The sequence below is a fragment of the Terrimonas alba genome (assembly GCF_042434975.1).
GTDB classification, from domain to species: Bacteria; Bacteroidota; Bacteroidia; order Chitinophagales; family Chitinophagaceae; genus Terrimonas_B; species Terrimonas_B alba.
This window is the reverse complement of sequence record NZ_JBHMQM010000009.1, coordinates 279,159-303,794: the sequence shown is the minus strand read 5'-3', so window position 1 is coordinate 303,794 and position 24,636 is coordinate 279,159. Positions and strand designations below refer to the sequence as shown.

20 protein-coding genes are annotated in these 24,636 nt (G+C 41.2%); 6 read left to right on the top strand and 14 right to left on the bottom strand.

Translation table 11 applies throughout. The annotated features are described in order from the left end of the window. Positions 1-6: 6 nt before the first annotated feature. The 4 genes from ACFEL9_RS24195 to ACFEL9_RS24180 all read right to left on the bottom strand — a co-directional run bounded on the left by ACFEL9_RS24195 (position 7) and on the right by ACFEL9_RS24180 (position 3,233). A complete protein-coding gene (locus ACFEL9_RS24195) occupies positions 7-1,416 on the bottom strand; it encodes an MBL fold metallo-hydrolase (protein WP_385895427.1) in 1,410 nt (469 codons plus the stop codon). Between the two features lie 84 nt (positions 1,417-1,500). After that, entirely contained in the window at positions 1,501-1,839 is a 339-nt protein-coding gene (locus tag ACFEL9_RS24190; RefSeq protein WP_276502937.1) for an ArsR/SmtB family transcription factor, read from the bottom strand. A gap of 102 nt (positions 1,840-1,941) precedes the next feature. Further along, complete coding sequence (tsaB, locus tag ACFEL9_RS24185) at positions 1,942-2,604, bottom strand: tRNA (adenosine(37)-N6)-threonylcarbamoyltransferase complex dimerization subunit type 1 TsaB (protein ID WP_385895424.1); 663 nt, start codon at positions 2,602-2,604, stop codon at positions 1,942-1,944. A gap of 2 nt (positions 2,605-2,606) precedes the next feature. Then, a complete protein-coding gene (locus ACFEL9_RS24180; protein WP_385895421.1) occupies positions 2,607-3,233 on the bottom strand; it encodes a 3-hydroxyacyl-CoA dehydrogenase family protein in 627 nt (208 codons plus the stop codon). A 65-nt stretch (positions 3,234-3,298) separates the two neighbouring features. Between ACFEL9_RS24180 and ACFEL9_RS24175 the strand changes: the two genes are divergently transcribed. Together ACFEL9_RS24175 and ACFEL9_RS24170 are read left to right on the top strand one after the other, a co-directional pair. Then, positions 3,299-3,682: a RidA family protein gene (locus ACFEL9_RS24175; protein ID WP_385895419.1), complete on the top strand. Its 384-nt coding sequence runs from the start codon at positions 3,299-3,301 to the stop codon at positions 3,680-3,682. Positions 3,683-3,712: 30 nt separating this feature from the next. Next, positions 3,713-4,807: a metallophosphoesterase gene (locus ACFEL9_RS24170; RefSeq protein WP_385895416.1), complete on the top strand. Its 1,095-nt coding sequence runs from the start codon at positions 3,713-3,715 to the stop codon at positions 4,805-4,807. Positions 4,808-4,827: 20 nt separating this feature from the next. On the opposite strand, the gene ACFEL9_RS24165 is transcribed toward ACFEL9_RS24170, so the two are convergent. The 5 genes from ACFEL9_RS24165 to ACFEL9_RS24145 all read right to left on the bottom strand — a co-directional run bounded on the left by ACFEL9_RS24165 (position 4,828) and on the right by ACFEL9_RS24145 (position 10,363). Further along, the gene (locus tag ACFEL9_RS24165; protein ID WP_385895413.1) at positions 4,828-5,145 is read right to left on the bottom strand and encodes a type II toxin-antitoxin system PemK/MazF family toxin; all 318 of its coding nucleotides are present in this window, start codon (positions 5,143-5,145) and stop codon (positions 4,828-4,830) included. Continuing rightward, positions 5,138-5,368, bottom strand: a complete 231-nt coding sequence (locus ACFEL9_RS24160) for a hypothetical protein (RefSeq protein ID WP_385895411.1) — start codon at positions 5,366-5,368, stop codon at positions 5,138-5,140. The genes ACFEL9_RS24165 and ACFEL9_RS24160 overlap by 8 nt, the downstream gene beginning before the upstream one ends. Positions 5,369-5,762: 394 nt before the next feature. Beyond that, positions 5,763-7,724: a M1 family metallopeptidase gene (locus ACFEL9_RS24155; protein ID WP_385895408.1), complete on the bottom strand. Its 1,962-nt coding sequence runs from the start codon at positions 7,722-7,724 to the stop codon at positions 5,763-5,765. Positions 7,725-7,867: 143 nt separating this feature from the next. Beyond that, complete coding sequence (locus tag ACFEL9_RS24150; protein WP_385895405.1) at positions 7,868-8,617, bottom strand: nucleotidyltransferase family protein; 750 nt, start codon at positions 8,615-8,617, stop codon at positions 7,868-7,870. A 234-nt stretch (positions 8,618-8,851) separates the two neighbouring features. Then, a complete protein-coding gene (locus tag ACFEL9_RS24145) occupies positions 8,852-10,363 on the bottom strand; it encodes a RapZ C-terminal domain-containing protein (protein ID WP_385895402.1) in 1,512 nt (503 codons plus the stop codon). Between the two features lie 93 nt (positions 10,364-10,456). Here ACFEL9_RS24145 and ACFEL9_RS24140 point away from each other — a divergent pair, with 93 nt between their 5' ends. Next, a complete protein-coding gene (locus ACFEL9_RS24140; RefSeq protein ID WP_385895400.1) occupies positions 10,457-14,299 on the top strand; it encodes a methylmalonyl-CoA mutase family protein in 3,843 nt (1,280 codons plus the stop codon). 3 nt (positions 14,300-14,302) lie between these two features. After that, a complete protein-coding gene (locus ACFEL9_RS24135; protein WP_385895397.1) occupies positions 14,303-15,010 on the top strand; it encodes a DUF421 domain-containing protein in 708 nt (235 codons plus the stop codon). Positions 15,011-15,018: 8 nt separating this feature from the next. On the opposite strand, the gene ACFEL9_RS24130 is transcribed toward ACFEL9_RS24135, so the two are convergent. After that, positions 15,019-15,873 carry an outer membrane beta-barrel protein gene (locus ACFEL9_RS24130; RefSeq protein ID WP_385895395.1) on the bottom strand — a complete coding sequence of 285 codons (855 nt, stop codon included), beginning with the start codon at positions 15,871-15,873 and terminating at the stop codon, positions 15,019-15,021. 159 nt (positions 15,874-16,032) lie between these two features. On the opposite strand from ACFEL9_RS24130, the gene ACFEL9_RS24125 reads away from it, so the two are divergent. Next, on the top strand, positions 16,033-17,316 hold the full coding sequence (locus tag ACFEL9_RS24125; RefSeq protein ID WP_385895392.1) for an NfeD family protein: 1,284 nt from the start codon (positions 16,033-16,035) through the stop codon (positions 17,314-17,316). Between the two features lie 12 nt (positions 17,317-17,328). Beyond that, on the top strand, positions 17,329-18,093 hold the full coding sequence (locus tag ACFEL9_RS24120) for a slipin family protein (RefSeq protein ID WP_385895390.1): 765 nt from the start codon (positions 17,329-17,331) through the stop codon (positions 18,091-18,093). Between the two features lie 17 nt (positions 18,094-18,110). Here ACFEL9_RS24120 and ACFEL9_RS24115 read toward each other — a convergent pair whose 3' ends face one another. The 4 genes from ACFEL9_RS24115 to ACFEL9_RS24100 form a co-directional block, all read right to left on the bottom strand. Beyond that, a complete protein-coding gene (locus tag ACFEL9_RS24115) occupies positions 18,111-19,349 on the bottom strand; it encodes a right-handed parallel beta-helix repeat-containing protein (RefSeq protein ID WP_385895387.1) in 1,239 nt (412 codons plus the stop codon). Positions 19,350-19,737: 388 nt separating this feature from the next. After that, positions 19,738-22,182, bottom strand: coding sequence for an outer membrane beta-barrel protein (locus ACFEL9_RS24110; protein WP_385895384.1), 2,445 nt, complete (start codon positions 22,180-22,182; stop codon positions 19,738-19,740). A gap of 437 nt (positions 22,183-22,619) precedes the next feature. Beyond that, entirely contained in the window at positions 22,620-23,462 is an 843-nt protein-coding gene (locus tag ACFEL9_RS24105; protein ID WP_385895382.1) for a putative phage abortive infection protein, read from the bottom strand. Positions 23,463-23,631: 169 nt separating this feature from the next. Beyond that, on the bottom strand, positions 23,632-24,606 hold the full coding sequence (locus ACFEL9_RS24100) for a hypothetical protein (protein ID WP_385895379.1): 975 nt from the start codon (positions 24,604-24,606) through the stop codon (positions 23,632-23,634). Positions 24,607-24,636 lie beyond the last annotated feature (30 nt).

The window sequence follows — 24,636 nt, the reverse complement described above, 5'->3', positions numbered from 1 at the left end:
TAATTGCTAGTTCAGCACACTCGCATCTTTCACTATCTCCACTTTTTCCTGTTCTTTGATTGCATTCCAGCCGCCAATAACATTGCGAAGATTGTGAATGCCCTGGCGCTTGAAAAGCGATGCTGCTATAATGCTGCGATAGCCGCTGGCGCAATGAACATATAAATTATGACGGTCCTCGATATTTGCCATACTCGCCGGATCGGTCATTTCGTTCAGGGGGATATTGATAGCATCTGGCAGATGACCCTCGGCATATTCCACCGGTTTACGAACATCAACCACCACAAGATTTTTATCAAAAGGGATATCCATCATCAGTTCGTCCGCTTCTACTTCAATGATCATGTCCGATGGTTCGCCGCTATTTTTCCAGGCAGCATAACCACCTTCCAGGTATCCCTGCACCTGGTCGAGCCCGACTCTTGCCAAACGGATAATGCTTTCTTTTTCCTTACCGGGATCGCTTACCAGCAATAGCGGAACATCAAAAGGCAACAGGCTACCAGCCCATTCGGCAAATCTGCCATTGAGGCCAATGCTTACCGAACCCGGCACAAATCCTTGTGTGAATTCAGCAGAGTTTCTCGTATCGAGGACGATTGTTTCTGCTTCCATCCTTTTTTTAAATTCAGCCACCGATAATGGCTTCATGCCTTGCTCCAATACATCATCAAGGCTGTCGTATCCCTCTTTATTGATGCGGGCATTGATGGGGAAATATTGAGGCGGTGGTGGAATACCATCCGTTACTATTCTTATAAACTCTTCCCTGTTCGCTGCCTTTAATGCATAATTAAATTGCTTTTCTTCACCGATAGTGCTGTCTGTATCGGGCCCAAGGTTTTTACCACAGGAACTACCGGGGCCATGCGCAGGATAGACAATTACATCATCAGCCAGGGGAACAATTTTTTGCTGCAGACTGTCATATAGCATTCCCGCCAGGTCGTTAGTAGTTATTGTTGAATCCTTTTGCGCAAGATCGGGACGACCCACGTCGCCTACGAACAAGGTATCGCCGGTAAATATGCAATGATCTTGACCATTTTCATCTTTCAATAAATAACAGGTCGATTCCAGCGTATGACCTGGTGTATGCAATACTTGTAATGTCAGATCTCCAATCTTAAATTGTTCACCATCTTTGGCTATACGGGCTTTAAATTTTGTGACAGTTTCAGGGCCATATATAATTGGCGCATCGGTCACTTTGGCAAGATCAAGATGCCCGCTTACAAAATCTGCATGGAAATGCGTTTCAAAAATATATTTAATAGTAGCCTTTCTCTCATTGGCCAGGTCGAGATAAACCTCAATATCACGAAGCGGATCAATGACGGCCGCTTCTCCTTTACTTTCAATATAATAAGCCGCTTCACTGATGCAGCCGGTGTATAATTGCTTAATGAACATATTCAAAAATTAACAGGCAAAATTACCTGATTTGAAAACAAAAAAGGAAGCCATTGGCTTCCCTGACAGAATTAGCAGAACCGATTAATTCAACAACGATTCAACAAATTTGTTCATTTCTTCAATCCGGCTTGCATTGATGGTATAGTAAATGAATTTGCCATCCCTTTCAGTTTTTACAAACCCCGCTTTGCGGAGGATAGCCAGGTGCTGGGATGCTACAGACTGCTCAAGTCTCAGCTTCACATAGATCTCAGTTACAGTGATCTTACCTTGTTCATCAATCAACTTCAGTATCTGCTGACGAAGTTTGTGATTGATGGCTCTTAAAATCAAAGAAGCCTTCTTCACATTCAACAAATCCACTTTTAAGGATAAACCATTATCAGGGGCCGCATTCAATGTTAACGTGTAGTTGTTCATAGTTATAACTGATTAAATAACTGATAAATCTAAGTTGCAAAAATAACTATACATGATTGCTTTTTGAAATTAAAATTGTTAAGATGTGTAATAATTTATGCATTATAGCTTCATTGTGGTATGGAACTCTTTGATATAAAAGGGTTCAACGTAGGCGAGGTTGGCGAAGTTTTTTTCAACATATTTTTTTTCTGCAATGGCTACCATGTCTTTTGCGGTTGCCATGGTATCGTTAAAAATCGCATGAGGGTGAGCAAGGATCTTTTTCAGTTTTTCACTCCCATTTCCCGTGAAGGCGATGATATTTTTTTCGGCCAGATCGCTAAAACTATTCGAATCCAATATCATAGCACTTGGTTTTGCGACTTCCTGCAGGTTTTTATCGTACAGGGCCGTAAACACTTCCATTCTTCTTGCATCAATCATTGGGCATATAAGATCCGCTTCTTCAGTAACCGCATGTGCCATCATCTCCAGTGTATTGACGGTGATCAATGGAATGCCTAATGCAAAAGAAAAACCCTTAGCTGCGGACAAACCCACCCGTAATCCTGTATACGAGCCGGGGCCAATGGATATAGCGATGGCGTCCAGATCTTTCATGGTAAGCCCTGTAGCAGCAATCCCTTTTTGAATAGCCGCATGAAGCCAGGCCGCATGATCCTTTTGATTGTTGTTGATATCAAATAGAAGCGGCTCGCCATCTTTCATCAAACAAAAAGAAGCAGTATCGACAGCAGTATCTATATGTAAAATATTCCCCATTGTTAATTTAAAACGGTTTGTTTCAATAAATCAGCCGGAAGGTATCTTTTATTGCTCCTGGATAATTCCGTTAATAAGGCATAGATATTTTTCAATCCAATTTTTTCACTCCATTCAAAAGGGCCAAATGGATAATTGGTGCCCAATTTCATGGCGATATCGATTTCTTCCGGTGTGCTGACATTTTCCTGCAAGGCAAAAAAAGCTTCGTTGATAATGGAAGCAATTACCCTGGGTGTGATAAGCCCAATGATGTCAGGTACCCATTGTGTCTTCTTACCAAAGAGCAGGAACAACTCTTCTGTTATTGGTTTATTGTTTTCGTTGATAGCTGCAGCTTCAATAACGGGTCTTTGTAAAAAAGTGTTCCAGCCATTGACGCGGATAAAATTGGTTTGAATTTGTTGCAAAGGCGTGACCACCGAATTAATAATCACTAAAGGAGACTCCAATTGATTTAACCAGTCAATCCTTGCAGCCGTGTTGTCAAAATCTAAATCAATGCAGGCATCATAGTTGGTATTGTCTTGTTCGCCGGGATGTGTTATCCATTTGAACGCAGGTAAGATGGGAGCATTCATCAGCAACTCATCTTTTAATGTCCCATTGGCTACTACTAATACCTGCATAGACAATTTTTTGCAAAGAAAACGCATAAAGCTATATTCGCCAGAGCAAATTTTAAATTAGCACTATGGATAAAATAGTCATCAGGACCAGCAATGCACCCGCACCAATTGGCCCCTATAACCAGGCAATATTAGCTGATAACACCTTATATATTTCGGGCCAGATATGCATCGATCCTGTAAGTGGCGAATTGAAGAAAAGAGATGTGCAGGAAGAGACGCACCAGGTTATGCAAAATCTGAAAGCTATTTTATCAGCAGCGAACACTGGTTTTAATAATGTGGTGAAGACAACCATCTTCATTACGGATATGAACCAGTTTAGTGATATTAATGAAGTGTATGGTCAATACTTTAATGGTGATTTTCCCGCCCGGGAAACCGTGCAGGTAGCGGCGCTGCCTAAGTTTGTGAATGTTGAGATAAGTATGATCGCTATAATTGGATAATGATCCCATACTTCAACTATTTTTTCCTGCATGCGAAAATTTCTGCGATATCTTTTGTTAAGACCCGTTCGGTGGGCAACGCAGAAATTTTCGTCAAGACCGGAACGTGAACGGATATTTAAAGCGCTTGACAAATTATATGCAGACATTGCAGCGCATCCTGGGAAAAAAGGAACGGTCATTACTTTCAATCAATTTGATGGAAGGTTTATTATTTTTTCCGATCAGCACAAAGGCGGCAGGGATGGTGCAGATGATTTTGTATTAGCGGAGAAAAATTATCTCGCGGCGTTAGACTATTATAATCAGCGGGGATTTTTCTTTGTTACGCTGGGTGATAGCGAAGAGTTGTGGGAAAATATGCTGGGTAAAGTAAAAGACAGCTATCCCGAAACATTTGAAGCAGAGAAAAAATTTGTTGCCAGAAAATCTTTTGTAAAAGTATTTGGTAACCATGATCTATACTGGGGAAATGACCCCTTTGCCTGGTGGCAGTTGAAGAAGATTTATAATGAGGAAGTAAAAATTTGTGAAGGCCTGGTGCTGGAAGTAAAGATTGGCGAAAGGCCTTTTCATATTTTTTGTACACACGGTCACCAGGGCGATGCGCAAAGTGATGGTAACTGGTTCAGTAAATTTTTTGTAGCGAGAATCTGGGCCCCCTTCCAGGCTTATTTGCGCATCAATCCAAATACAGCCGCTTATAATAATGAAACAAAGACCCTGCACAATGAGATCATGTATGAATGGTCGGCCAGGCAAAAGAATCTTTTGCTGATAACGGGACATACCCATCAGCCGGTTTTTTTATCCCTTACGCATATCGAACGTTTATACAAGCAATTGCAATATGCGTTAAAGCAGCGTGATACAACCAGGATAAATGAATTGCAAAATGAGATAAAGAAAAGGGAATTGGAGTTCTCCGCTGTATCGGTCGATTACCTGCAAATGAGACCTTCTTACTTCAATAGCGGCTGTTGTTGTTTTATTGATGGTGATATCACGGGTATTGAAATTGAAAACGGTTTTATCCGGCTGATTAAATGGAAGAAGCATGATGATAGTCCGAAGAGAGAGGTGTTGGAGGAAATTTCGCTGGAAGATTTGGTGCAAGCATTATAAACAAAGTTTTCAAATATGCCTTACAACTGAAGGAATATTTTTAGTTTGCTATTTAAGTCTGTAAGTTCTGTTGAGGTTAGTTTGCCCAGAAGCCCTTTCACTAATGTTTTGTCTAAAGTTGCAATTTTGCTGGCTTTTATCAGTGATTGTTTTTTAAGCCCATTTGTCGAATTTGGCAAAAGCACTACATCGGTGGGTTCCTGCCATTGGCTTTGAGTTGTTATGAAACAGACTGTAAGATCAGCATTTGTACCTGCAAGTACCACGGCGGGTCTGAGTTTATTGCCGCTTAAATCAGTAAATGGAAATGTAATGAGTACAATATCCCCTTTAGCCATTGTAAACTTCCTTTAGATCGTCTTCGGTATAAAGGTCTTCTTCATCTTTTAGAAAATCAAAAGCCCGGCTATTGGATACCAGGTGTTGAATACCTTCACCGAGTTTTTGCTCTTCGTAACGTTTAATAACAAAATCGGCAAAAGCGGAAATCTCCTCCGCTTTGTCTTCGGGAAGCTGATTGATTGCTTTTAGTGTTCGTTCAATGATAGCTTTTCTTGTCATTTCAAAATTGGGAATAACCAAATGTACAAAAATTTAGGAGCAATTTTGAAGCCGTTTAACTGTTTTGGATGTCACTTTGTAATTGCAAATGGATGGGGTAGCAATTTACTCGATATAGGTAAATCTGTCAGCGTCTATATCAGATATCCTTCAGTATATCATGAGGGATTTATGTGTTGTCATTCTCGGATAAATATTGGGCAATAGTGTCTAGTAACAGGGTTCGTCAACTTATACTTTGAAAATATGGAGTAAATATTTCTAATTTCCTGAGGTTGCATCACAATTACCGCTAACAATTATATCTGGATGTCGTTGTTTGTCCAAATTTAGCCCATTGTTAATTGAAGTTATGAGCCCATTAAAAACCCCGGCTATCAACCGGGGCTTGAATTTAAAACGCTTTCTTCCATTTATTATTATCTCTATTCCAATCCGGCAATTTTTTATCCGGATCTAACACCACTTCTTTTATTTCACTGGTGGTAGGAACGCCAAATGTCCATTGGGGTCCACGTTGCCAAACTTCCACCGGTAAGTCAAATTTGTGTTCTTTACCATTCGCTTCTTTGATCAGCACTGTTACCGGCATGGGCATTTTCTCAAGATTCTCCAATGTTATGGTTGCTCCGTTTTCCGGGATGTTTTTTACGTACTTCACTTCTTTTACAGATTGATCAAGCTTCCAGGTGTTCAGCACCCAGGCCCGCCAAAACCAGCCCAAATCTTCTCCAGCTACATTTTCCATGGTATGAAAAAAATCCCAGGGTGTAGGATGTTTGAAGGCCCAACGGTTTACGTATTCTCTAAATGCCGCATCAAAACGTTCGGGTGTCAATACCACTTCACGCAGTGCATGCAACATCATTGACGGTTTCATATAAGCTGCCACGCCCAGGTTTTCCTGTTGTATCACATCAGGCGTCGTGTATAAACCATCCATCTTATCACCAAATGTATACTTGATCATAAAGGATGAGGAGGGATCTTCAAAAAAACTTTGTTGCTTAAATTCTCCTTTGTTGAATGCTTCTGTTGACAGGTCATTGATAAAAGTATTGAAGCCTTCATCCATCCAGGCATATTTTCGCTCATTGCTTCCAACTATCATTGGGAACCAGGTATGACCAAACTCATGATCAGTAACGCCCCACAATCCGGTACCTGTTGATGTATAGCTACAAAAAACGATACCGGGATATTCCATGCCACCTACAATGCCCGCTACGTTCGTCGCGGCCGGGTAAGGAAACTCAAACCATTTGCTGGAATAATGTTCAATAGAACCTTTTACCATTTCAGTAGACCTGCGCCAGTCGTTTCCTTTTTTGTCTTTTGTGCTTTCAACAGGATAGGCGCTGATCGCTAAACATTTTTTCCCGCTTGGCAGATTGATCTTTGCTGCATCCAGTATAAATGCTTTAGATGCACCCCAGGCCACATCTCTTGCATTCTGAATTTTAAACTTCCAGGTAATATTTCCTTTTTTAGCCGGTGCTTTTTTATCAGTAATATCTTTTTCGCTGCGAACGACAACTGTTTTGTCGCTTGTTTTTGCCTGGTTGTATTTTTTTAATTGGTCGGCCGCAAAGCAATCCTGCGGATTCAGCAATTCACCCGAACCAACTACTATTAAATCGGATGGCGCAGTGATATTGTATTCGAAATCGCCATACTCCAGGTAAAACTCTCCGGCGCCCAAATAAGGCAGCACGTTCCAACCTTGTATATCATCATACACCGCAAGCCTGGGAAACCATTGTGCTATTTCATATACCCAGCCATATTTTGTATTCAGTCTCCCCATGCGGTCCGTTCCGTACTGAGGCACTGTAAAATTAAATTTGATGTTGAGCTTTGTTTTTCCTCCTGATGCTTTCAATGGGTCCTGCAACCAAACCTGCATGCGGGTATCGGTGATGGTATATTTTGCTGCATAGGATTTGCCGCCTGTTTCGACGCCTACTGACTTAATTATATCCCCTTCGGTAAAGGCATTGTTGGCCCAACGGCCACCCGCTTCTGTGGTAGTAGCAGATCCCCGTGAATCTTTCTTGTAGATATTCTGATCCAATTGCAGCCACAAAAATTTCAGGTTGTCCGGGCTGTTATTGATATAAGTAATTTCTACGTCACCACTGACGCCGTGAGTGCCTGTATCCAATGTGCAGTTGATTTTATAATCAGCACGGTTTTGCCAGTATTTTGGACCGGGTTCGCCGCTGGCGCTACGAAAGTCATTGCCGGGGTAAGGATAAAATTGGGGATTGAAGGCCTCCTTTGCATTGTAATTTGATTGTGCAAAAGTGCCGATCGTTGTCATCAGCACAACGATGCAAATAGCAAGTTTCTTCATTTCAAAAATTTTTATACAAGGGCGAAAGATAGAAAAAATGGCTACATGCGGATGAATGTTAACCAGCTATTTAGGAATATTTATAGGAAAAAATGATAAACGGCTGATTTTACGATGACCGCTGTCGCAAAATTCCCGAATGTTCAGGGAAATAAGGATTCTGCTTTAGCAATACTATCCGTTTTACCAACGTCTACAAATTTATCGCCGGTGTGATCATAGCCTAAAATAGTATGCTCTTTGGCCAATTCAAGATACACATCAGTCAGCGAAAATTTCCCGGTGAACGGCATCAGCCTGAAAACATCGTATTCAAAAACTACCACGCAACTATAGGCCTTTTGAACCAGGTTTGGTTTGTCAATAGAAATGCGTCGCTCACCTGTGTTATTATTGATCCAGCCACAAAGCCGACCGCTTTCATCAAATAAAAAATTGCGGGAAGTTTTTCTGTCGGTTACTCCAAATGAGATCAGGGGTTGATGTTTTTCATGAAATGCAATTAAATCATGCAGGTTGAGATCAGTTAAAATATCAGCATTGCAGGTAATAAATTTTTCACCGGGGGTAAACAAGTCCTTTGCTTTTAATAAACCGCCGCCTGTTTCCAATACTTCAGTGGTTTCATCACTAATGATAATGTTGCTACCCCATCCGCCATTATTTTTTACCGCATCGATTATCTGGTCAGCAAAGTGATGAACGTTTACAATGACATTGGTAATACCGTATTTAGCTAAATATTCAATATTGTGTTGCAATAATGGTCTACCGTTTACCGGGGCTAATGCTTTTGGATGGCTGTCTGTCCACGGTTTGAAACGGGTGCCGAGGCCGGCACTGAAGATCATACCCCCAGCTCCTAAAGGGGAGTTATTATTGTTCCTGTTCATCTTTACGGTTTAAAATAAAATCTTCAATATGCTTTATTATTTTTTCCAAATTTTAACCACCTGTTTATTGTCAAACCGAATAATGGTTAATCCATCTTTGCATAAAAAGGATTCTCTATGCTTATCATTTTCCTTTACTGTTTCGCAATAATGAAATGGCTTGAATGCTTCGTTATGCATTTTCCTCTTCATAAAAATTAGTCAACCAATTTGAGTCTCTTTCCAAACTCCCCTTTAGGGACTGGGGGTATTAATCCAATTTTTTGCATCCTGTACGAGGTGCTGCAACTCTATGTTTACTTTAAATTTATTTCTTAGGTGCCTTGCCAATGCATCAGCGGCATATACACTACGATGTTGGCCACCGGTACACCCAAAGCTTACAGAAAGACTTTCAAAATCACGTTTGATATAATCTTCCACAGAAATATCTACAATATCAAAGACACTATTGAGAAATTCTGTCATTTTGGTTTGTTGTTCCAAAAAATCTTTTACCGCCTTGTCTCTTCCTGTTTGCACCTTCATACTTTCAATACGACCCGGATTCAGGATGCCACGGCAATCAAAAACAAATCCTCCGCCATTGCCACTGTCATCTGGTGGTACACCATTGCGGTAAGAAAAACTTTTTATTTTAACAACCAACGGCGTTTTTTCCGTTGCCTGGACGGGAGTGAATTGTTCAATGATCTCATCCGCTACACATAGATTCAACACCTTACTAAACTCTGGTACCACAATGCCGAGACTTTGGTTTTGGAAAAACTCTTTCAAATTTTTCAAAGCCAGAGGAATGCTGGTAAGAAACTGTGCCTTGCGTTCAAATAAGCCGCGGAACCCGTATGCTCCTAACACCTGCAGCAATCGGATTAACACAAAGCCGTTATACTGGTTTTGAAAAATATTCCGGTTTACGCTTTGACCGATGGTGTCTTCAAAAGCATCGATATAATCTTCGAGCAAATTATACTTCCACTCATCCGGTAAATTGGCCCTTGCCTGCCAGAGCATACTGGCTACATCGTATTGCGGCGCTCCCTTCATACCACCCTGGTAATCGATAAAATGAACGCTGACGCCGCGGTTAGTGTCACTACTAACGCCGATGTTTGTGTCTTCACGAACATCATCTTTCACCATAATGTTCCGGCTTTGAAAATCACGGAACATAAAATATTTGTATTCCGTATGTGTCAGGTAATTACTTAAGGCTTCAAAATCATCGATAAGTTTTTGTTTATCATAAGGCTTTCGCAAAGCATCCAGGAAATAATATTTGAAATACAAAAGGTCGGCCATGATAGCCTGCTTGCCAAATTCCTTGTTGGTAAGACATTGATCGTAGTCCAGTCCCTGGTCTCCCTTTACCTGCAACCTGGCCAGCTCTCCCAGGCTTTTTTTAAACAGATCGTAAACTGGCTGGGTAAAACCACCGGCTTCCAGCTTGTTCAGTAAAGACACGTCGCCAAAATCTTCCTGCAGGTAAAATTGTTTATCGTCGCTGATAGCTAATATCTCCGGGGTAGCCAGCTTCTTCTCCCCAAAATTTTGGGAGAAATAAAAAAAGGTTTCGTTTTCTTTTATATTGGCGCCATAGGTACCAATTACGGATAATCCATCCTTATCGTACAACCGAAAATACCGGCGTTCACTTCCAGATTGTGGCAGTACGTCTAAGGAAACAGGAGCTGTTCCTTTCCATTTTATATAGAGGTCGCGGATGGCTTCAGTAAGATTTTGCATGGGCTCAAATGTAGGGAAATGATCTTCTACCAGCAACACTAACGGTCATTAGCTTTTTACAGTTACATTTGCAGCGATTAACGCTGCCGATCTATGAGTTATACGCCTGTAAATAAAGTTCGTATCGTCACTGCCGCTTCCCTTTTTGATGGTCATGATGCCGCTATTAATATCATGCGCCGGATCATGCAAAGCAAGGGTGTGGAGATCATTCACCTGGGTCATAATCGCAGTGTAAAGGAAATCGTAGAAACAGCGATCGAGGAAGATGTGCAGGCAATTGCCATTACCAGCTACCAGGGCGGTCACGTGGAGTTTTTTAAATACATGAAAGACCTGCTTGAAGAAAGTGGTTGCGGTCATATCAAAATATTTGGCGGTGGTGGCGGAACCATTTTACCAGCTGAAATACAAGAGCTGCATAACTATGGTATTGCAAAAATTTATAGCCCCGATGATGGCAGAAAGATGGGATTGGAGGGAATGATTGAAGATGTGATAAGACAATGTGAGACGGCCAAGGCCCCGGCCTCCCCTAAATCCCCTCCCAAAGAGGGGACTTTCGAAGACTCTGCGAATTTGGAAAAACATTTTGTACTCGGAGAGTGGAGGGATGTGAAGAAAGTGGCCAGGATAATAACACTTGCTGAGAAGGGGGAACCGTATAAACAATTATTGAATGGAAAACCGAAAGCAAACCATGGATATTTCGAAACAGGCGACAAGTTTTACTATAAAAAGTTAAAAGAGTTTGCACTTGAGCACAGATCGCAGAAATCAACTGAAGCTGAAAATGTGTTATGGCAGTTTTTGAGAGATAAACAATTGAATGGGATAAAATTCAGAAGGCAACATATCATTGATAAATACATTGCCGACTTTATTTCTTTAGAAAATCAATTGGTAATCGAAGTAGATGGAAATATTCATCAATTACCAGAAAATGCAGAGAGTGATCAACAAAGAACAGAAAGGCTAAAGGAATTGGGTTTTCAGGTAATAAGATTTACAAACGATGAAGTGCTCTCGAATATAAATGGAGTAGTATCAGCCATAAAAGAAAAGATACTTCAACAGTCGGAGTCTAAAGCCTCCCCCATGGGGGGAGGTTTGGAGGGGGCCGTCCCTGTTCTCGGCATTACCGGTACCGGTGGTGCCGGCAAATCTTCAGTAACCGACGAAATCGTTAGACGGTTTCTTCAAAATTTTACGGATAAAACTATCGCTGTTATTTCTGTAGATCCATCCAAGAAAAAAACAGGTGGTGCATTGCTGGGCGACAGGATAAGAATGAATGCTATTTCTCATCCGCGGGCCTATATGCGAAGTCTTGCCACAAGAGATGATAATACTGCATTAAGTGGTGCGGTGCAGGATGCAATAGATATATGCAAAGACGCTGGCTTTGATTTTATCATACTGGAGTCTGCAGGTGTAGGGCAAAGCGATGCTTCTATTTTGGACTATTGTGACGTCAGCATGTATGTGATGACACCGGAATATGGGGCCGCATCGCAACTGGAAAAAATCAACATGCTGGATTATGCCGACCTTGTTTGCTTAAACAAGTTTGATAAAGCCGGTGCATTGGATGCATTGGCTGATGTAAAAAAACAATACAAGCGCAATCATGGTCTATGGACGGCAAAAGATGATGAATTGCCGATCATTGGTACGGTGGCCAGCAAGTTTAATGATGATGGCGTAAACCATTTGTTTGAATTATTACTGAAAAAAATTGAAGTCAAAACCGGTGTGAGCTTTGGTGAATTTCATTTTTCAGAAACGGCAAAAGTTTCGCAGGCTATTATTCCTTCTAACCGGACAAGATACCTGAGTGAGATCAGTGAGAACAACCGCGCCTACGATCAATTAGTAAAAGACCAGGCGGCTATTGCTTCAAAATTGTATCAACTCCATGGAGTTTTAGACATATTCAAACGGTCAGAGTCTAAAGCCCCCTCTCTCCCTGAAGAGGGGGTTGGGGGTGAGGTTCAAAAACAAATCGATTTCTATACCGATCAATTGACTCCCGTAAGCCGCAAGCTGCTTACTAACTGGCCCGAAAAAATTAAGGAGTATCAGAAAGATTTTTATGAATACACGGTGCGGGATAAAGTCATCAAACAAGCTATGACTACCCAAAGTCTTAGTGGCACCAGAATTCCCAAAGTAGTTCTCCCTAAATACAAAGATTGGGGCGACCTGCTTCGCTGGCAGGCCCAGGAAAATGTGCCCGGCCACTTCCCATTTACAGCCGGTGTATTTCCATTAAAAAGAGAAGGTGAGGACCCGACAAGAATGTTTGCCGGGGAAGGTGGTCCTGAAAGAACCAACCGGCGTTTTCATTATGTGTCTGTTGATCAGCCAGCCAAACGATTATCTACTGCTTTTGATAGCGTGACCTTATATGGTGAAGATCCTGATAATCGCCCCGATATTTACGGCAAGGTGGGCAACAGTGGAGTAAGTATTGCAACTGTCGATGATGCAAAAAAATTATATAGTGGGTTCGATCTCTGCGATCCGAAAACGTCGGTGAGTATGACCATCAATGGCCCTGCGCCTATGTTATTGGCTTTCTTTTTAAATGCAGCTATCGATCAGCAGTGCGAAAAAAAGATGGTTGAGTTGGGTCTGGAAAAGGAACTAGAGAGGATTCTAAACGAGAAATATAAAGACCATCCGGTACCGGTTTATAATAATCCATCATTCCCGGGTGAACTGCCAAATGGTAACAACGGGCTTGGTTTAAAATTATTGGGATTATCGGGTGATGAAATCTTGCCCGCTGCGATTTATGAGCAATGCAGGCAGGTTGCATTGCAGCAGGTAAGGGGAACGGTGCAGGCCGATATTCTGAAAGAGGACCAGGCACAAAACACCTGTATATTCTCAACCGAGTTTGCATTGAAACTAATGGGTGATGTACAGGAATACTTTATCGAAAACAACGTGAGAAATTTCTACAGCGTTAGTATCTCTGGCTATCATATTGCTGAAGCCGGCGCCAATCCTATTACCCAACTGGCATTTACGCTGGCCAATGGTTTTACGTATGTAGAATATTACCTGAGCCGGGGTATGAGTATCGATGACTTCGCACCCAATCTATCTTTCTTTTTCAGCAATGGCATGGATCCCGAGTACAGCGTTATTGGCAGAGTTGCACGACGTATCTGGGCAAAGGCGATGAAATATAAATACAAGGCGAACAAGCGCAGCCAGATGTTGAAATACCATATTCAAACATCCGGCAGAAGTTTACATGCGCAGGAAATTGACTTCAATGATATCAGAACGACCCTGCAGGCATTGTATGCCATTTATGATAACTGCAATTCGCTTCATACCAATGCCTACGATGAAGCGATCACAACACCCACCGAGGAAAGTGTGCGACGGGCAATGGCAATACAATTAATCATTAATCGTGAATTGGGAACCGCCAAAAATGAGAACCCCACCCAGGGATCTTTTCTGATCGAGGAGTTAACTGATTTGGTGGAAGAAGCTGTATTGACCGAGTTTGACAGGCTTACTGAAAGAGGTGGCGTATTAGGAGCGATGGAAAGAATGTACCAACGTAATAAGATACAGGAAGAAAGTTTGTTTTACGAACATCAGAAACACACGGGTGAGTTACCACTTATCGGTGTAAATACATTTCTGAATAAAAAAGGGAGTCCGACAATTATTCCAGGTGAAGTGATACGTAGTACGACCGAGGAAAAGGAACAACAGATAAAAGCGTTACAAGCATTTTGGAAAAGAAATGAAAACAGGAGCGAGGATGAGCTAAAAAAATTAAAGACCGTAGCCATCAATAACGGTAACCTTTTTGCGCAATTAATGGAAACAGTGAAATACTGCTCCTTAGGACAAATAACCCATGCGCTTTACGAAGTGGGTGGGCAGTATCGCAGAAATATGTAAACTATGTATTTCTTACAAATCAAAAGTTTCAACTGGAAAGAATTATTACTCGGCAGCGAGGAATGGAGCTTTTTACCTGAAGTATTTGTTCGTTCGTTTATCATGTTTGCCATCATCCTGGTTAGTTTAAGCATATTGGGTAAACGGGGAGTCCGGCAGTTATCCGTATTTGAGTTGGTGGTTATCATTGGGCTGGGTTCGGCAGCCGGTGATCCGATGTTTTATAAGGAGGTCGGATTGATTCCTGTCGTTATCGTTTTCATTATCGTTATCAGTTTATATAGTTGGGTCACTTACCTTGTCGGAAAGAATAAAAAGGTCGAGAGAATGGTGGAAGGCAAACCTATTTACCTGGTGAAAGAAGGAAAATTTGCCATTGATAATTTTAGTAAAGAAGCATTAGGACAGGATGAATTTTTTGCAGAGCTGCGACTAAAAGGAGTTTCCCATTTGGGACAAGTGGAAATTGCTATTATTGAAACCAATGGTGGTATCAGTGCTTTTTTTTATCCCGATGACAAGATAAAGTATGGTTTACCCATATTGCCTGACTCTTTAGAAAAACAATATGAGGAGATAACTAAAGAAGGTTTTTATGCCTGTGTGTTCTGCGGGAATACAATGAAGCTTACACCGGCCAAACAACATGTTTGTGATGAGTGTCACAAGGACAAATGGGTGGAAGCAAGTAATAAAAAGCGAATTAGTTGAATGGATGGTTAAAACCTGGTAGCAGGGCAACCCACTTTTTTTGATCGTTTGCCGCCGGGTAAACCTGCAATCTGTTTATACTTATCAAAAAAGTAACGCACTGTATAGGTAACAGCAATATAGTAGTAACCATCCTTATTTTTAGGTTTACCCCTCAGCAAATCAGGTGAAGGATAAGGACCTGCGCCCACTTCATCACCGCGATAGGCAAGGTCCACGGCCTGCTGCCCTTTCGCAGTGAGTAATTTGCTTTGATCCACGTAGTTTCCGCTTACATCATCCAGGTGATCGGTAAAAAGTTTGCGATAGCCCAATTCAAGGCCCAGTCGCATATCTTCATTCAACGAATATTCTGCTCCAACTCCAAACGGCAGGTTGAATTGCCATAATTTATATTCTTTAACTCCCGGCAGGAAGCCTTGCCCTTCTGTGCTTAGTGGTTTTAAAAAGGCCTTGCTTCCGTTCGTATCTTTTGTATAAGGGTTAAAATGAAAAAGCCCAATGCCGGCAAATACATAAGGCGTCCACCATTTATCATTGAGGCTAAAAAAACTATACTGGCCGGTCAACTCCCAATCAAAAATTTTGGATTTAAAATTGAGATTGCGTTGTTGCATGGCTGCCGTTCCTTTCTTATCGTCAGCCTGCAAGCCTGTAAGACTAATGTAGCTGCGGGCCATCACATGCTCCGAAAGATCGTATCGGGCGCCTAGTGAAAAAAACAATTTCGCCTGGGAGAGAGAAACGGAGCTTTTTTTGAGATCGCCCTGGTAATTGGCAATACCCAGTCGTCCTGAAAAATGGAAATTTTGAGCCGCAGACACAAGCGGTAGAAAGCCAAAAGCAAGTAGTAGTTTTTTCATTCGTATAGAATTAACAGTCAATTCCGCTTCATCAACGGTTTTTTATCCTTTTTATTTTTCCATTTATTCAATTAAATCACTAATGATCAGATGTCTGCGGAATTGAGTAAATTACAGTAGGTCTTTTCAGCCGGATCGCCTCATTTGACCACGGTTTGCATGAAGCTTATTCTACGATATGGTTTGCTTTTGTTGCTTTTTCCCACTGTAACTTTTTCGCAAAAGGTTATTTCCCTGAAAATTGACGGTTCTATCAATCCTGTCACCGCTGCTTTTATTCATGATGGCATTGAAAAAGCAAAGGCGGAAAAAGCGGAATGCCTGGTCATTCTTCTGAATACTCCCGGTGGTTTGCTAAAATCAACCCGGGTAATAGTCCGGGATATGCTTGATTCCCCGGTACCGGTAGTGGTATACGTTTCGCCGTCCGGAGCACATGCGGGTTCGGCAGGTGTATTTATTACGCTGGCCGCACATCTTGCCGCTATGGCGCCGGGAACTAATATCGGCGCTGCCCACCCGGTAGCGTTGCAGGCCGCTATGGACAGCACAATGAATGAAAAAGCTACTAATGATGCTGCAGCCTTTATCCGAACTATAGCAGAAAAAAGAAACCGCAACCTGCAATGGGCGGAAGAGGCAGTACGCAATAGTGTTTCCATTACCGAAACAGAAGCCATTAAAAACCAGGTGATCGATATTATTGCCGTAGATGAAAAAGATCTGCTGCAACAGGTTCACGGAAAAACGGTGCAGTTGAATGGCGGCACCCATGAGTTAAACACGAAGAATGCAACAACCGAGTCGTACAAAATGAGTTTTATAGAAAGACTGCTGGATGTTATCAGCGATCCGAATATCGCTTATATCCTTTTGTTGGTGGGTATGTACGGGATTATGTTTGAATTGTATAACCCCGGTGCTGTCTTGCCGGGTATCGTTGGTGTGATCAGCATTATCCTTGCTTTCTATTCCATGCATTCCCTTCCTGTAAACTATGCCGGTGTAGCGTTGATCATTTTTGCAATTATTCTTTTTCTCCTGGAGATTAAAATAGTAAGTCATGGCTTGTTGGCTATCGGTGGTGTTATTTCGTTGTTGCTTGGCTCCATGATGCTGATCCGGTCAGGATCACCTTTGGAAATTGCGAGGATATCCCGCGGCCTGATCATTGCAGCCACTACGGTGTCGGCTGCTTTCTTTTTATTTATTGTAGGTGCAGGAATCAGGGCCCAGCGACAAAAGACAACCACCGGAAAAGAAGCAATGGTTGGGTATATGGGGGAAGTAATTGAATCGCTTAACCCTACGGGAACCATATTGGTGCAAGGAGAAATATGGAATGCTGAATCACTTTCGGGTGAAATCGCTAAGGGGGAAAAAGTAAAGGTGAAGGAACTAAAGAATCTCAAGCTGTATGTAGAACCGATCGCAAAAACTTAAAATAATATTTATATGCAACAATTCCCTGTAGCAACCGTCGCTATTATCTTGTTTGTTGTCTTTATTTTGGCCAGTGCGATACGGATTTTAAGAGAATATGAGCGAGGCGTTATTTTCAGGCTGGGCCGGTTAATTGGCGGTGGCGGTGTAAAAGGTCCGGGATTGATTTTATTGATACCCGTGATTGATAAAATGGTGAAAGTTAGTTTACGGACAGTAGTACTGGATGTGCCGCCGCAGGACGTAATCACCCAGGACAATGTTTCCATCAAAGTAAATGCGGTTGTCTATTTCCGGGTGATAGAACCGCAAAAAGCGATTGTACAGGTAGAAAATTTTTTAGCTGCCACTTCCCAAATATCTCAAACCACATTAAGAAGTGTGTTGGGGCAATCAGAATTAGATGACCTGCTTTCACAACGGGAAAAAATAAATCAGAAACTGCAACAAATCATTGACACCAATACAGAACCCTGGGGTGTAAAAGTGACCAACGTGGAAGTGAAACAAATAGATCTGCCACAGGAAATGCAAAGAGCGATGGCCAAGCAAGCCGAAGCAGAACGGGAGAGACGGTCAAAAGTAATTGCGGCCGAAGGCGAATTCCAGGCTTCTCAGCGATTGGCTGATGCGGCCAAGGTGCTGGCTGACCAGCCCAGTGCATTAACACTTCGTTACCTGCAAACATTAAGAGAAATCGCTACAGAAAATAATTCTACTACCATCTTTCCAATACCTATCGACCTGCTAAGGCCATTTTTGAAAACGGGTCAATAAGATTTGTAACAAGAAACTTATTTTTTACCCCTGATAAGCCGCAATTCTTCAGCGCTGATAAAATCAATCAGCCTTGAGGGTAGTTGTAGCTCCTCCAGAGTCAAAGTAAACCTGTTGCTTTCAACACCCCTGACGGCGCCGCAATTTTTTTCGATAAAGAGGTTGTTTTTTTCTGCCTCACCATTTTTGCCCGAAGTGTAATTAATGTTGTTATTAGCAATTTCAATGTCCTTACAATCTGCGTCTGCCTGCGCCCAGGCATAGATCCCAACATTGGTGAATTTTTGCGGCCGGGCAAATATTTTATTGTTACGGATGATGATATTGTTTCCGCCTGAAGCAGCTATCCCATATTGCCCCGGATCAACCAATATGTTATTTTCTACAATCACATTTCCGCCGCCGTTGTCACCCGTCATGATGCCACCGCCTGATTCAGACGGGCCGCCGCCCCTGAAGATATTATTGCGAATAAGAATGGGACTATCTGATGTTCCCCTTGATTTGAAAATGCTGATAAGGTCTTCGGGGTTGGATTCTCCCGGCCAGCATTCTCCTTTATTATTTTCGATCACATTGCCGCCGCCGGTGCAGGAATTAAGCTGAACATACTGAGCCCTCGGGTGCGGCCCTTTGATATTGATGAATTGATTGTTGCGGATGACAATGCCACCAGTAGTATTGTAAGAATATACACAGGATTTATTATTGGCAAACAGGTTCTTTTCAATCGTTATTTTGCTGCCTTTTTCAATACTGATAGCTTCTTCTTTGCTTGCTCCGAAATAGCAATTGCGAATGATGATGTTCGTACAATTTATCAATACAAGGTTGTTACCGGATGGATTAGTGAACTGAACATTTTCAATAACAAGATTCGAAGCGTTTTTATAAGTCGTGGGTGTTGAATGTGGTAAAGACAAATAGTCTACCTTTTCTGAAACCTGTTTTGTTGATTCTGTAGTCAGTATTGTTTTTTTATAAGGACGGGTTTCTTCAACAACGGTTTGTTGATGCAGGGAATCGATTTTGACGACTTGGATTTGCGTGTCTTTGTCCTCCTGAATCGTAATGACCTTGTTGGTTGTCGCCAACGAATCAGTTGACTGGTCTGTAGAAGAACCGCAGGCAAACGCAAATGCCATACCTAAGAATAAAGGAATATACCGCATGAAGATGTCTAACCTGATGATTAATGGTAATGTGTGCCAATTTACCGTTTTAATTCTTACATACAATACTCGGGTGCATTTCAAAATGTCGCTGTTGAAATAAGTTCGTTGGGCTAAAGCCCGCTGACTTTTTCTGCCTTATTGCCCCGCCTTTAAAGGCGGGGCAATAGAATCACACATTATATTTGGGCTTTAGCCCAATCGACATTTTGAAATGCACCCCAATACTCGTGTAATTTTTCAGACGTTAAAAATTAATGTGCATTAAATCAGCATATTCATTCTTTATTTTTCTTTTAACTCGGATGAATTACCCCCTTAAATAAAAATAATCGTTCCGTCAGGAACGACTCGTGGGTTGAAAAAATGCGAGACAAGGGATAACGTTCCATCGGAACGTTTGGTGCTTTCAGTTAGTTACCCACGATGCCCGGGTGGAAAAAAATATCGGCGCATTACATAAAAACAAAAATTAATTCCCATTGCCTACACGTTGCATTTCATCGCTTGCACCCCCGGAATATCTTTTGGTTGACTTGAAACTTTTACCAAAACGATACACAAAACCCAGGGTGCAAACCCGGCTGTCCCGTTGAAGTTTAAAATACTCATCAGCCCGCTCAAAATGTGTGAGGCCTTCCATGGCTTGTGTATAGAAAATATCCCGCACCGTCAGTCGAATTGTTCCCCTATTTTTCCAAACCTGCTTCGCTATGCCTACCGCTACCTGCCCTGTCGGTTCTAAAATTTCCTGGATATCATTTTGGTTTTTGGTGGTATAAAAACCGGAAAGCTCTGCAGACCAGTCTTTCTTAAAACGAAATTGATTATTGATATTAAAATTCATTTGCCCGATGGAAGCGACATAATCATTCCATAATACACCTTCAATTCGCTTGTGATTGAACAGGGCCATAGCTGTAAATGACCAGCAGTTGAGCGGAGAAAAATTAGCGCTTACAGAGGCGCTGATATTTCTCATCCGGTTAAAATTGCCTTCTGTATAAATAACTGTGCCGTCACTGTTGGCGATAAATAGCTGTGAGAAATAATCGTTGGTTATGCTATAACCAACAGTTGTCGTAAGAATATTTTTATAAACATGGGAGAACTCTGTGTTCCAGGTGTATTGTGGCCTTATCAATGAATTGCCCCGCTGGTAAGTGTATTTATTAACGATGTATAAGAAAGGATTCAGTTTTTGAAAAGCCGGCCGGTCTATTCTTCTTCCCGCACTTAGCATAAACTGGTTGGACGAATCCGCTTCAACATTGATGGAAGCGGAAGGGAAAAGACTATTATAGTTCCTGGAAAAAGCTGAATCTTTTTGCTGGCTGTTGCCCAGTTGGTTGGCTTTATAATTGGTAAGCTCATACCGGAGTCCGGCCTGTAATGTCCAACGGTCTGTCTTTTTTTCGGCATTGCTGTATACGGCATGAATATTTTCCGTGTAGAGAAAATGATTTGTTTTACCCAGGTCCTCTTTCCACTGCGCACCATCTTTGTAAAAATAAGCTGCCGTGTTATCCGTCGAGATATGAGAAGTTTTTATGCCTGTTTGCAATTTCAGGCTATTGGGAAGTTGTGCAGTGTGATCAGCTTTGAACGAAACAATATCAATCAGCGAGGGCAGATCTCCTTTGAAAGCTTCTTCGTAACCACCCGGTTCATCCAAATTGTTTTGAAATGCCTGGTGAGTGTTGATATCATATTTCAGCATATCAATATCTGCCGTCAACTCTTGTTTAGTCGAAAATGAATGTCGGAAGTTAAAATTGGCCGCCAGGTTTTTCCATCTGTTCTTACTGGAATTGGTAGTTTGTATTATGGAATCAGTTGTTCCTTGTGCATCTTTCCAGATGGCCGTGTTGTTGCCTCTTCCATTCCGCGAAGAATTGATGCCGGTCAGCGATAAGCCAATGGCTGTCTTATTATTTATAGCATAATCTATACCCGTACGAACAGTATGATTACGGCTTGCATTCGTAAACCAGGATGGTTGATCCAATAGCGTTTCGATTGTTTTTCCGTCGGGCTTATAATAGCTGCGAAGAGCGTACAAATCGGTGAATCCCTTATTGGCATTCATACTATAATTAAAAAACAGGTTCCATCTGCCATTTCGATAGTTCATCAAAGCGCTGTTATTACTTTTATAATAGCGACCCTGGCCATAGGCAAGACTGATATTCCCGTTAAACCCTTTTTGTTTATTCTTTTTTGTGCGGATATTAATAATGCCGGCATTGCCTGCTGCATCATATTGCGCTGACGGATTGGTAATTAATTCAATAGTCTCCACCTGGTTTGAGCTCATACTGTTCAGCATATTGACCAGGTCAGTGCCGGAGACATAAGCGGGTTTATTATCGATCATGATCAATATCCCCGATCGGCCTTTGAGACTGATATTGCCATTTTTGTCGACCGTGACACCCGGGGATTTTTCCAGCACTTCCATGGCCGTTGTGCCTGCGTTGGTGATAGCCGCTTCTACGTTAATAATTGTTTTGCCGGGCAGTTGCTGGATAAAAGGTTTTTTGGATAAAACAGTTACTCCCTGCAGGTGAGTGTTTGCCGGGTAAAGCACAATGGCCGCCAATCGTTCATTTGATTCGTCGGCCAATACCTGAACCGGGGGTGAATAGTGTGTTCCGTAATTCACCGAGCTTATACGCAATAAATAAACACCTGCAGCCACTTGTTGAAAGGAGGCAAGTCCTGATGTATCGGTAATGGCGGCTTTTATCAAAACTGAATCCTTACTGCGCAAAAGCTCAACCGTTGCATCAGCAAGAGGCAGCTGTTTGTCGTTAACAACCGGAACTAATAATTTATCAATGCCAGGCTGTGCAGGCTGAGCCAGCAAAACAGTTGATAAAGTGAATACCAAAAAAAATAAAAGGACTTTTTGCATGTATCGCTTATAAACCGGGAAAGATAGCTGAAGCGGCGGAGCAGAAGATGTTTTTTATTTTAGCGGTTTAATAAGGAGATGAAGAGTGATTTTTTTATAAGGTATATTCTTTTTTTACATCGGCGGAGCAGTGTGTCTCGCCCCTGCAGGAGGATTAATCAGCAAGGGCTTAAGGAAGCTCCACCAGGCAACCCTCATTAAAGGTTTCCAACATTATTGAATGAAGTTTGATTTAAACCAGCCCGGCTGTTTATTGTCGGGTAAACCATTCTGTAAGTTCATCGGTATGTTTTACATGAATTTCAGAAACACGTCAGCCATCATAGTAGAAAAACCCTGTTAGCGGGAGTTTTTAACCGTTGGTATTTTTTTCGAACGCACTAATTTTATAAAGTTCTTTATGTCCGTCGTGAGCTAAGTCGTCTATTGGAAGATTTTTAAAAAAAATGATACTTTTCAATTAAGGGTTTAAACTTTTCAATTCCATTTTTACTTAGGCAATTGTAAAATATCATCAATACCTCATCGCTTGATAATTGGGCCCTAACCAGTGTACTATATCTATACTTTTCTTTATCGGAAATATCACTGCTATTAACATACTTTAAAATATGGTATAGATTTCTAAAATAATGCCCAAAGTCAGTCTGATAAATTTTATAAAACTTGAGATAAATTGCTTCGATTTCTTGTTGAATCGAAACTTTTGAAAGTTCTCGTTTTACATCAGCGTATCTGCTTTTGAAAACATCTCTACCCTGTTGAGTTATAGCCCCCTGACGCCTCAGGTCCATTGCATTCACAATTTGATGGTGTAAGGTCAGTAATTGAAAAAATGTTGTTTCAAATCGTTGTTGAATTAACGTAGCGTTTTGTCGAATCATTTGTTCCTTCTGACCTTGTAGCTCACCTCGGGTCAATTCCAATTCTTCGCGTTGGAAAGCAAGCTCTTTCCTTTGTAATCGTAAGGTTATGTAAAAAAGAATTACTCCCACAAGACTCCATAAAGCACCAACTGTCCCACTAATTAACGAACCAAAATTTCCAAATTTTTCGTCGTTTATTTTTTTATCAACATCGAATGTTTCGGCATTTTTAAATAAAAAGACCGATCCGATTATTGTAACTGCACCCCAAATGGCGAATGTGATAGCAAGCCCAACTAGGAACTTTTCTAGCTTGGAAAATTCATTTTTATCAGTTTTTAGTTGACTTTGGGTTGACATAAAATTTAAGCTAACGTCGAGGGCTTGGCGATGTGGTGGTATTCCGTGATTCATCAGCCCGAACCTGTGCCCGGTAAAGATATAATGCTGAGTTTATATTCCAAAGCTCATCTGTGATCCGGAAAATCGGAACTGCAACACATCCGCGTTAATGTCGATCAGGTTATATTCGGAAGTCACCATATTGCCAAGCGATGTTAGGCACAGGCTTTCTTTAGTCAAACTAGTTGATATTTTCTTTATACTTAAACGATGCTAAAGAGTTTTGAAGATCATCTTGTATTTTTTCGTTTTTAGTATAATACATTATGATTATTTGATTGTCATAAAAAATCCTACCCTCAAATTTGTCTTGTGTATATTGGGTCTTGTAAATAGTCAAGCCATTCAGATTTACTACATTTTTCTTAACCTTACCTGAATTAAGTTGGTTGAAAAAAAAGGTTTTTAGTTCGTTGTCAAAGTCATAGTAAATTACTATTGAAGTTTCACTTGTGTCACCATCATCTGAATTAAATGAAATGTAGAATTCTTTATTTCCAAATCCAAATGACCACTTATGAATTGAATTTGGAATTGTCAAACTATATGGTGGGTCATAATAATTTTGAACATACTCAAAGCCATTATTGCAGCTAACGATATATGGAATTAGATCATCAAACCCTTTGTAGGTTGCAAGTTGAGTTGTACTATCAATTTGTTGTATTGAAAAAAGATGCCTGTCTTCTACTATACATTTTGCCGTCTTCACACCATAGTCTTTGGGGATTTTATCTGCTCTCTGATAAATAACAGTTCTCTTAAACTCACTTCGATTTAAATGACTTGGATATAGATAAAAAATTAGATGCTCACCTTCCAGCCTCAGGATATTATTGTCGTCCAAATCAAGTATGTATTCTGGGTTTACTTTAAAACTGACGGCGTTCTCGCTTTCAATAGAAAGTTTTCTTTTTTCAACTAGCCAATTTGTGATTAATAATGTCGTGACATGATTTAGGAATAGAGAATCTTTACCATTGATGGTCTGTCCAAAACATTTTATTCCTGTTCCGTCTGAACTAAGTCTTAAAAATTCAAAACTTGTCTTGTCTTTGAGATAAAACTTCCAGTCTCCAACAAGTTTATCTTTGACAGGTTGCGCCGTAGCCTGTAAGCAGAAAAAAAGGAAGATGAATACTGAATGCTGTTTCATAAGCTTGTGCTAACAGTTGTATTACCGCTA

Coding starts and splice junctions, on each gene's coding strand:
- ACFEL9_RS24195 (WP_385895427.1), bottom strand. CDS start 1,416: ATGTTCATTAAGCAATTATACACCGGCTGCATCAGTGAAGCGGCTTAT.
- ACFEL9_RS24190 (WP_276502937.1), bottom strand. CDS start 1,839: ATGAACAACTACACGTTAACATTGAATGCGGCCCCTGATAATGGTTTA.
- tsaB (WP_385895424.1), bottom strand. CDS start 2,604: ATGGGGAATATTTTACATATAGATACTGCTGTCGATACTGCTTCTTTT.
- ACFEL9_RS24180 (WP_385895421.1), bottom strand. CDS start 3,233: ATGCAGGTATTAGTAGTAGCCAATGGGACATTAAAAGATGAGTTGCTG.
- ACFEL9_RS24175 (WP_385895419.1), top strand. CDS start 3,299: ATGGATAAAATAGTCATCAGGACCAGCAATGCACCCGCACCAATTGGC.
- ACFEL9_RS24170 (WP_385895416.1), top strand. CDS start 3,713: ATGCGAAAATTTCTGCGATATCTTTTGTTAAGACCCGTTCGGTGGGCA.
- ACFEL9_RS24165 (WP_385895413.1), bottom strand. CDS start 5,145: ATGGCTAAAGGGGATATTGTACTCATTACATTTCCATTTACTGATTTA.
- ACFEL9_RS24160 (WP_385895411.1), bottom strand. CDS start 5,368: ATGACAAGAAAAGCTATCATTGAACGAACACTAAAAGCAATCAATCAG.
- ACFEL9_RS24155 (WP_385895408.1), bottom strand. CDS start 7,724: ATGAAGAAACTTGCTATTTGCATCGTTGTGCTGATGACAACGATCGGC.
- ACFEL9_RS24150 (WP_385895405.1), bottom strand. CDS start 8,617: ATGAACAGGAACAATAATAACTCCCCTTTAGGAGCTGGGGGTATGATC.
- ACFEL9_RS24145 (WP_385895402.1), bottom strand. CDS start 10,363: ATGCAAAATCTTACTGAAGCCATCCGCGACCTCTATATAAAATGGAAA.
- ACFEL9_RS24140 (WP_385895400.1), top strand. CDS start 10,457: ATGAGTTATACGCCTGTAAATAAAGTTCGTATCGTCACTGCCGCTTCC.
- ACFEL9_RS24135 (WP_385895397.1), top strand. CDS start 14,303: ATGTATTTCTTACAAATCAAAAGTTTCAACTGGAAAGAATTATTACTC.
- ACFEL9_RS24130 (WP_385895395.1), bottom strand. CDS start 15,873: ATGAAAAAACTACTACTTGCTTTTGGCTTTCTACCGCTTGTGTCTGCG.
- ACFEL9_RS24125 (WP_385895392.1), top strand. CDS start 16,033: ATGAAGCTTATTCTACGATATGGTTTGCTTTTGTTGCTTTTTCCCACT.
- ACFEL9_RS24120 (WP_385895390.1), top strand. CDS start 17,329: ATGCAACAATTCCCTGTAGCAACCGTCGCTATTATCTTGTTTGTTGTC.
- ACFEL9_RS24110 (WP_385895384.1), bottom strand. CDS start 22,182: ATGCAAAAAGTCCTTTTATTTTTTTTGGTATTCACTTTATCAACTGTT.
- ACFEL9_RS24105 (WP_385895382.1), bottom strand. CDS start 23,462: ATGAATCACGGAATACCACCACATCGCCAAGCCCTCGACGTTAGCTTA.
- ACFEL9_RS24100 (WP_385895379.1), bottom strand. CDS start 24,606: ATGAAACAGCATTCAGTATTCATCTTCCTTTTTTTCTGCTTACAGGCT.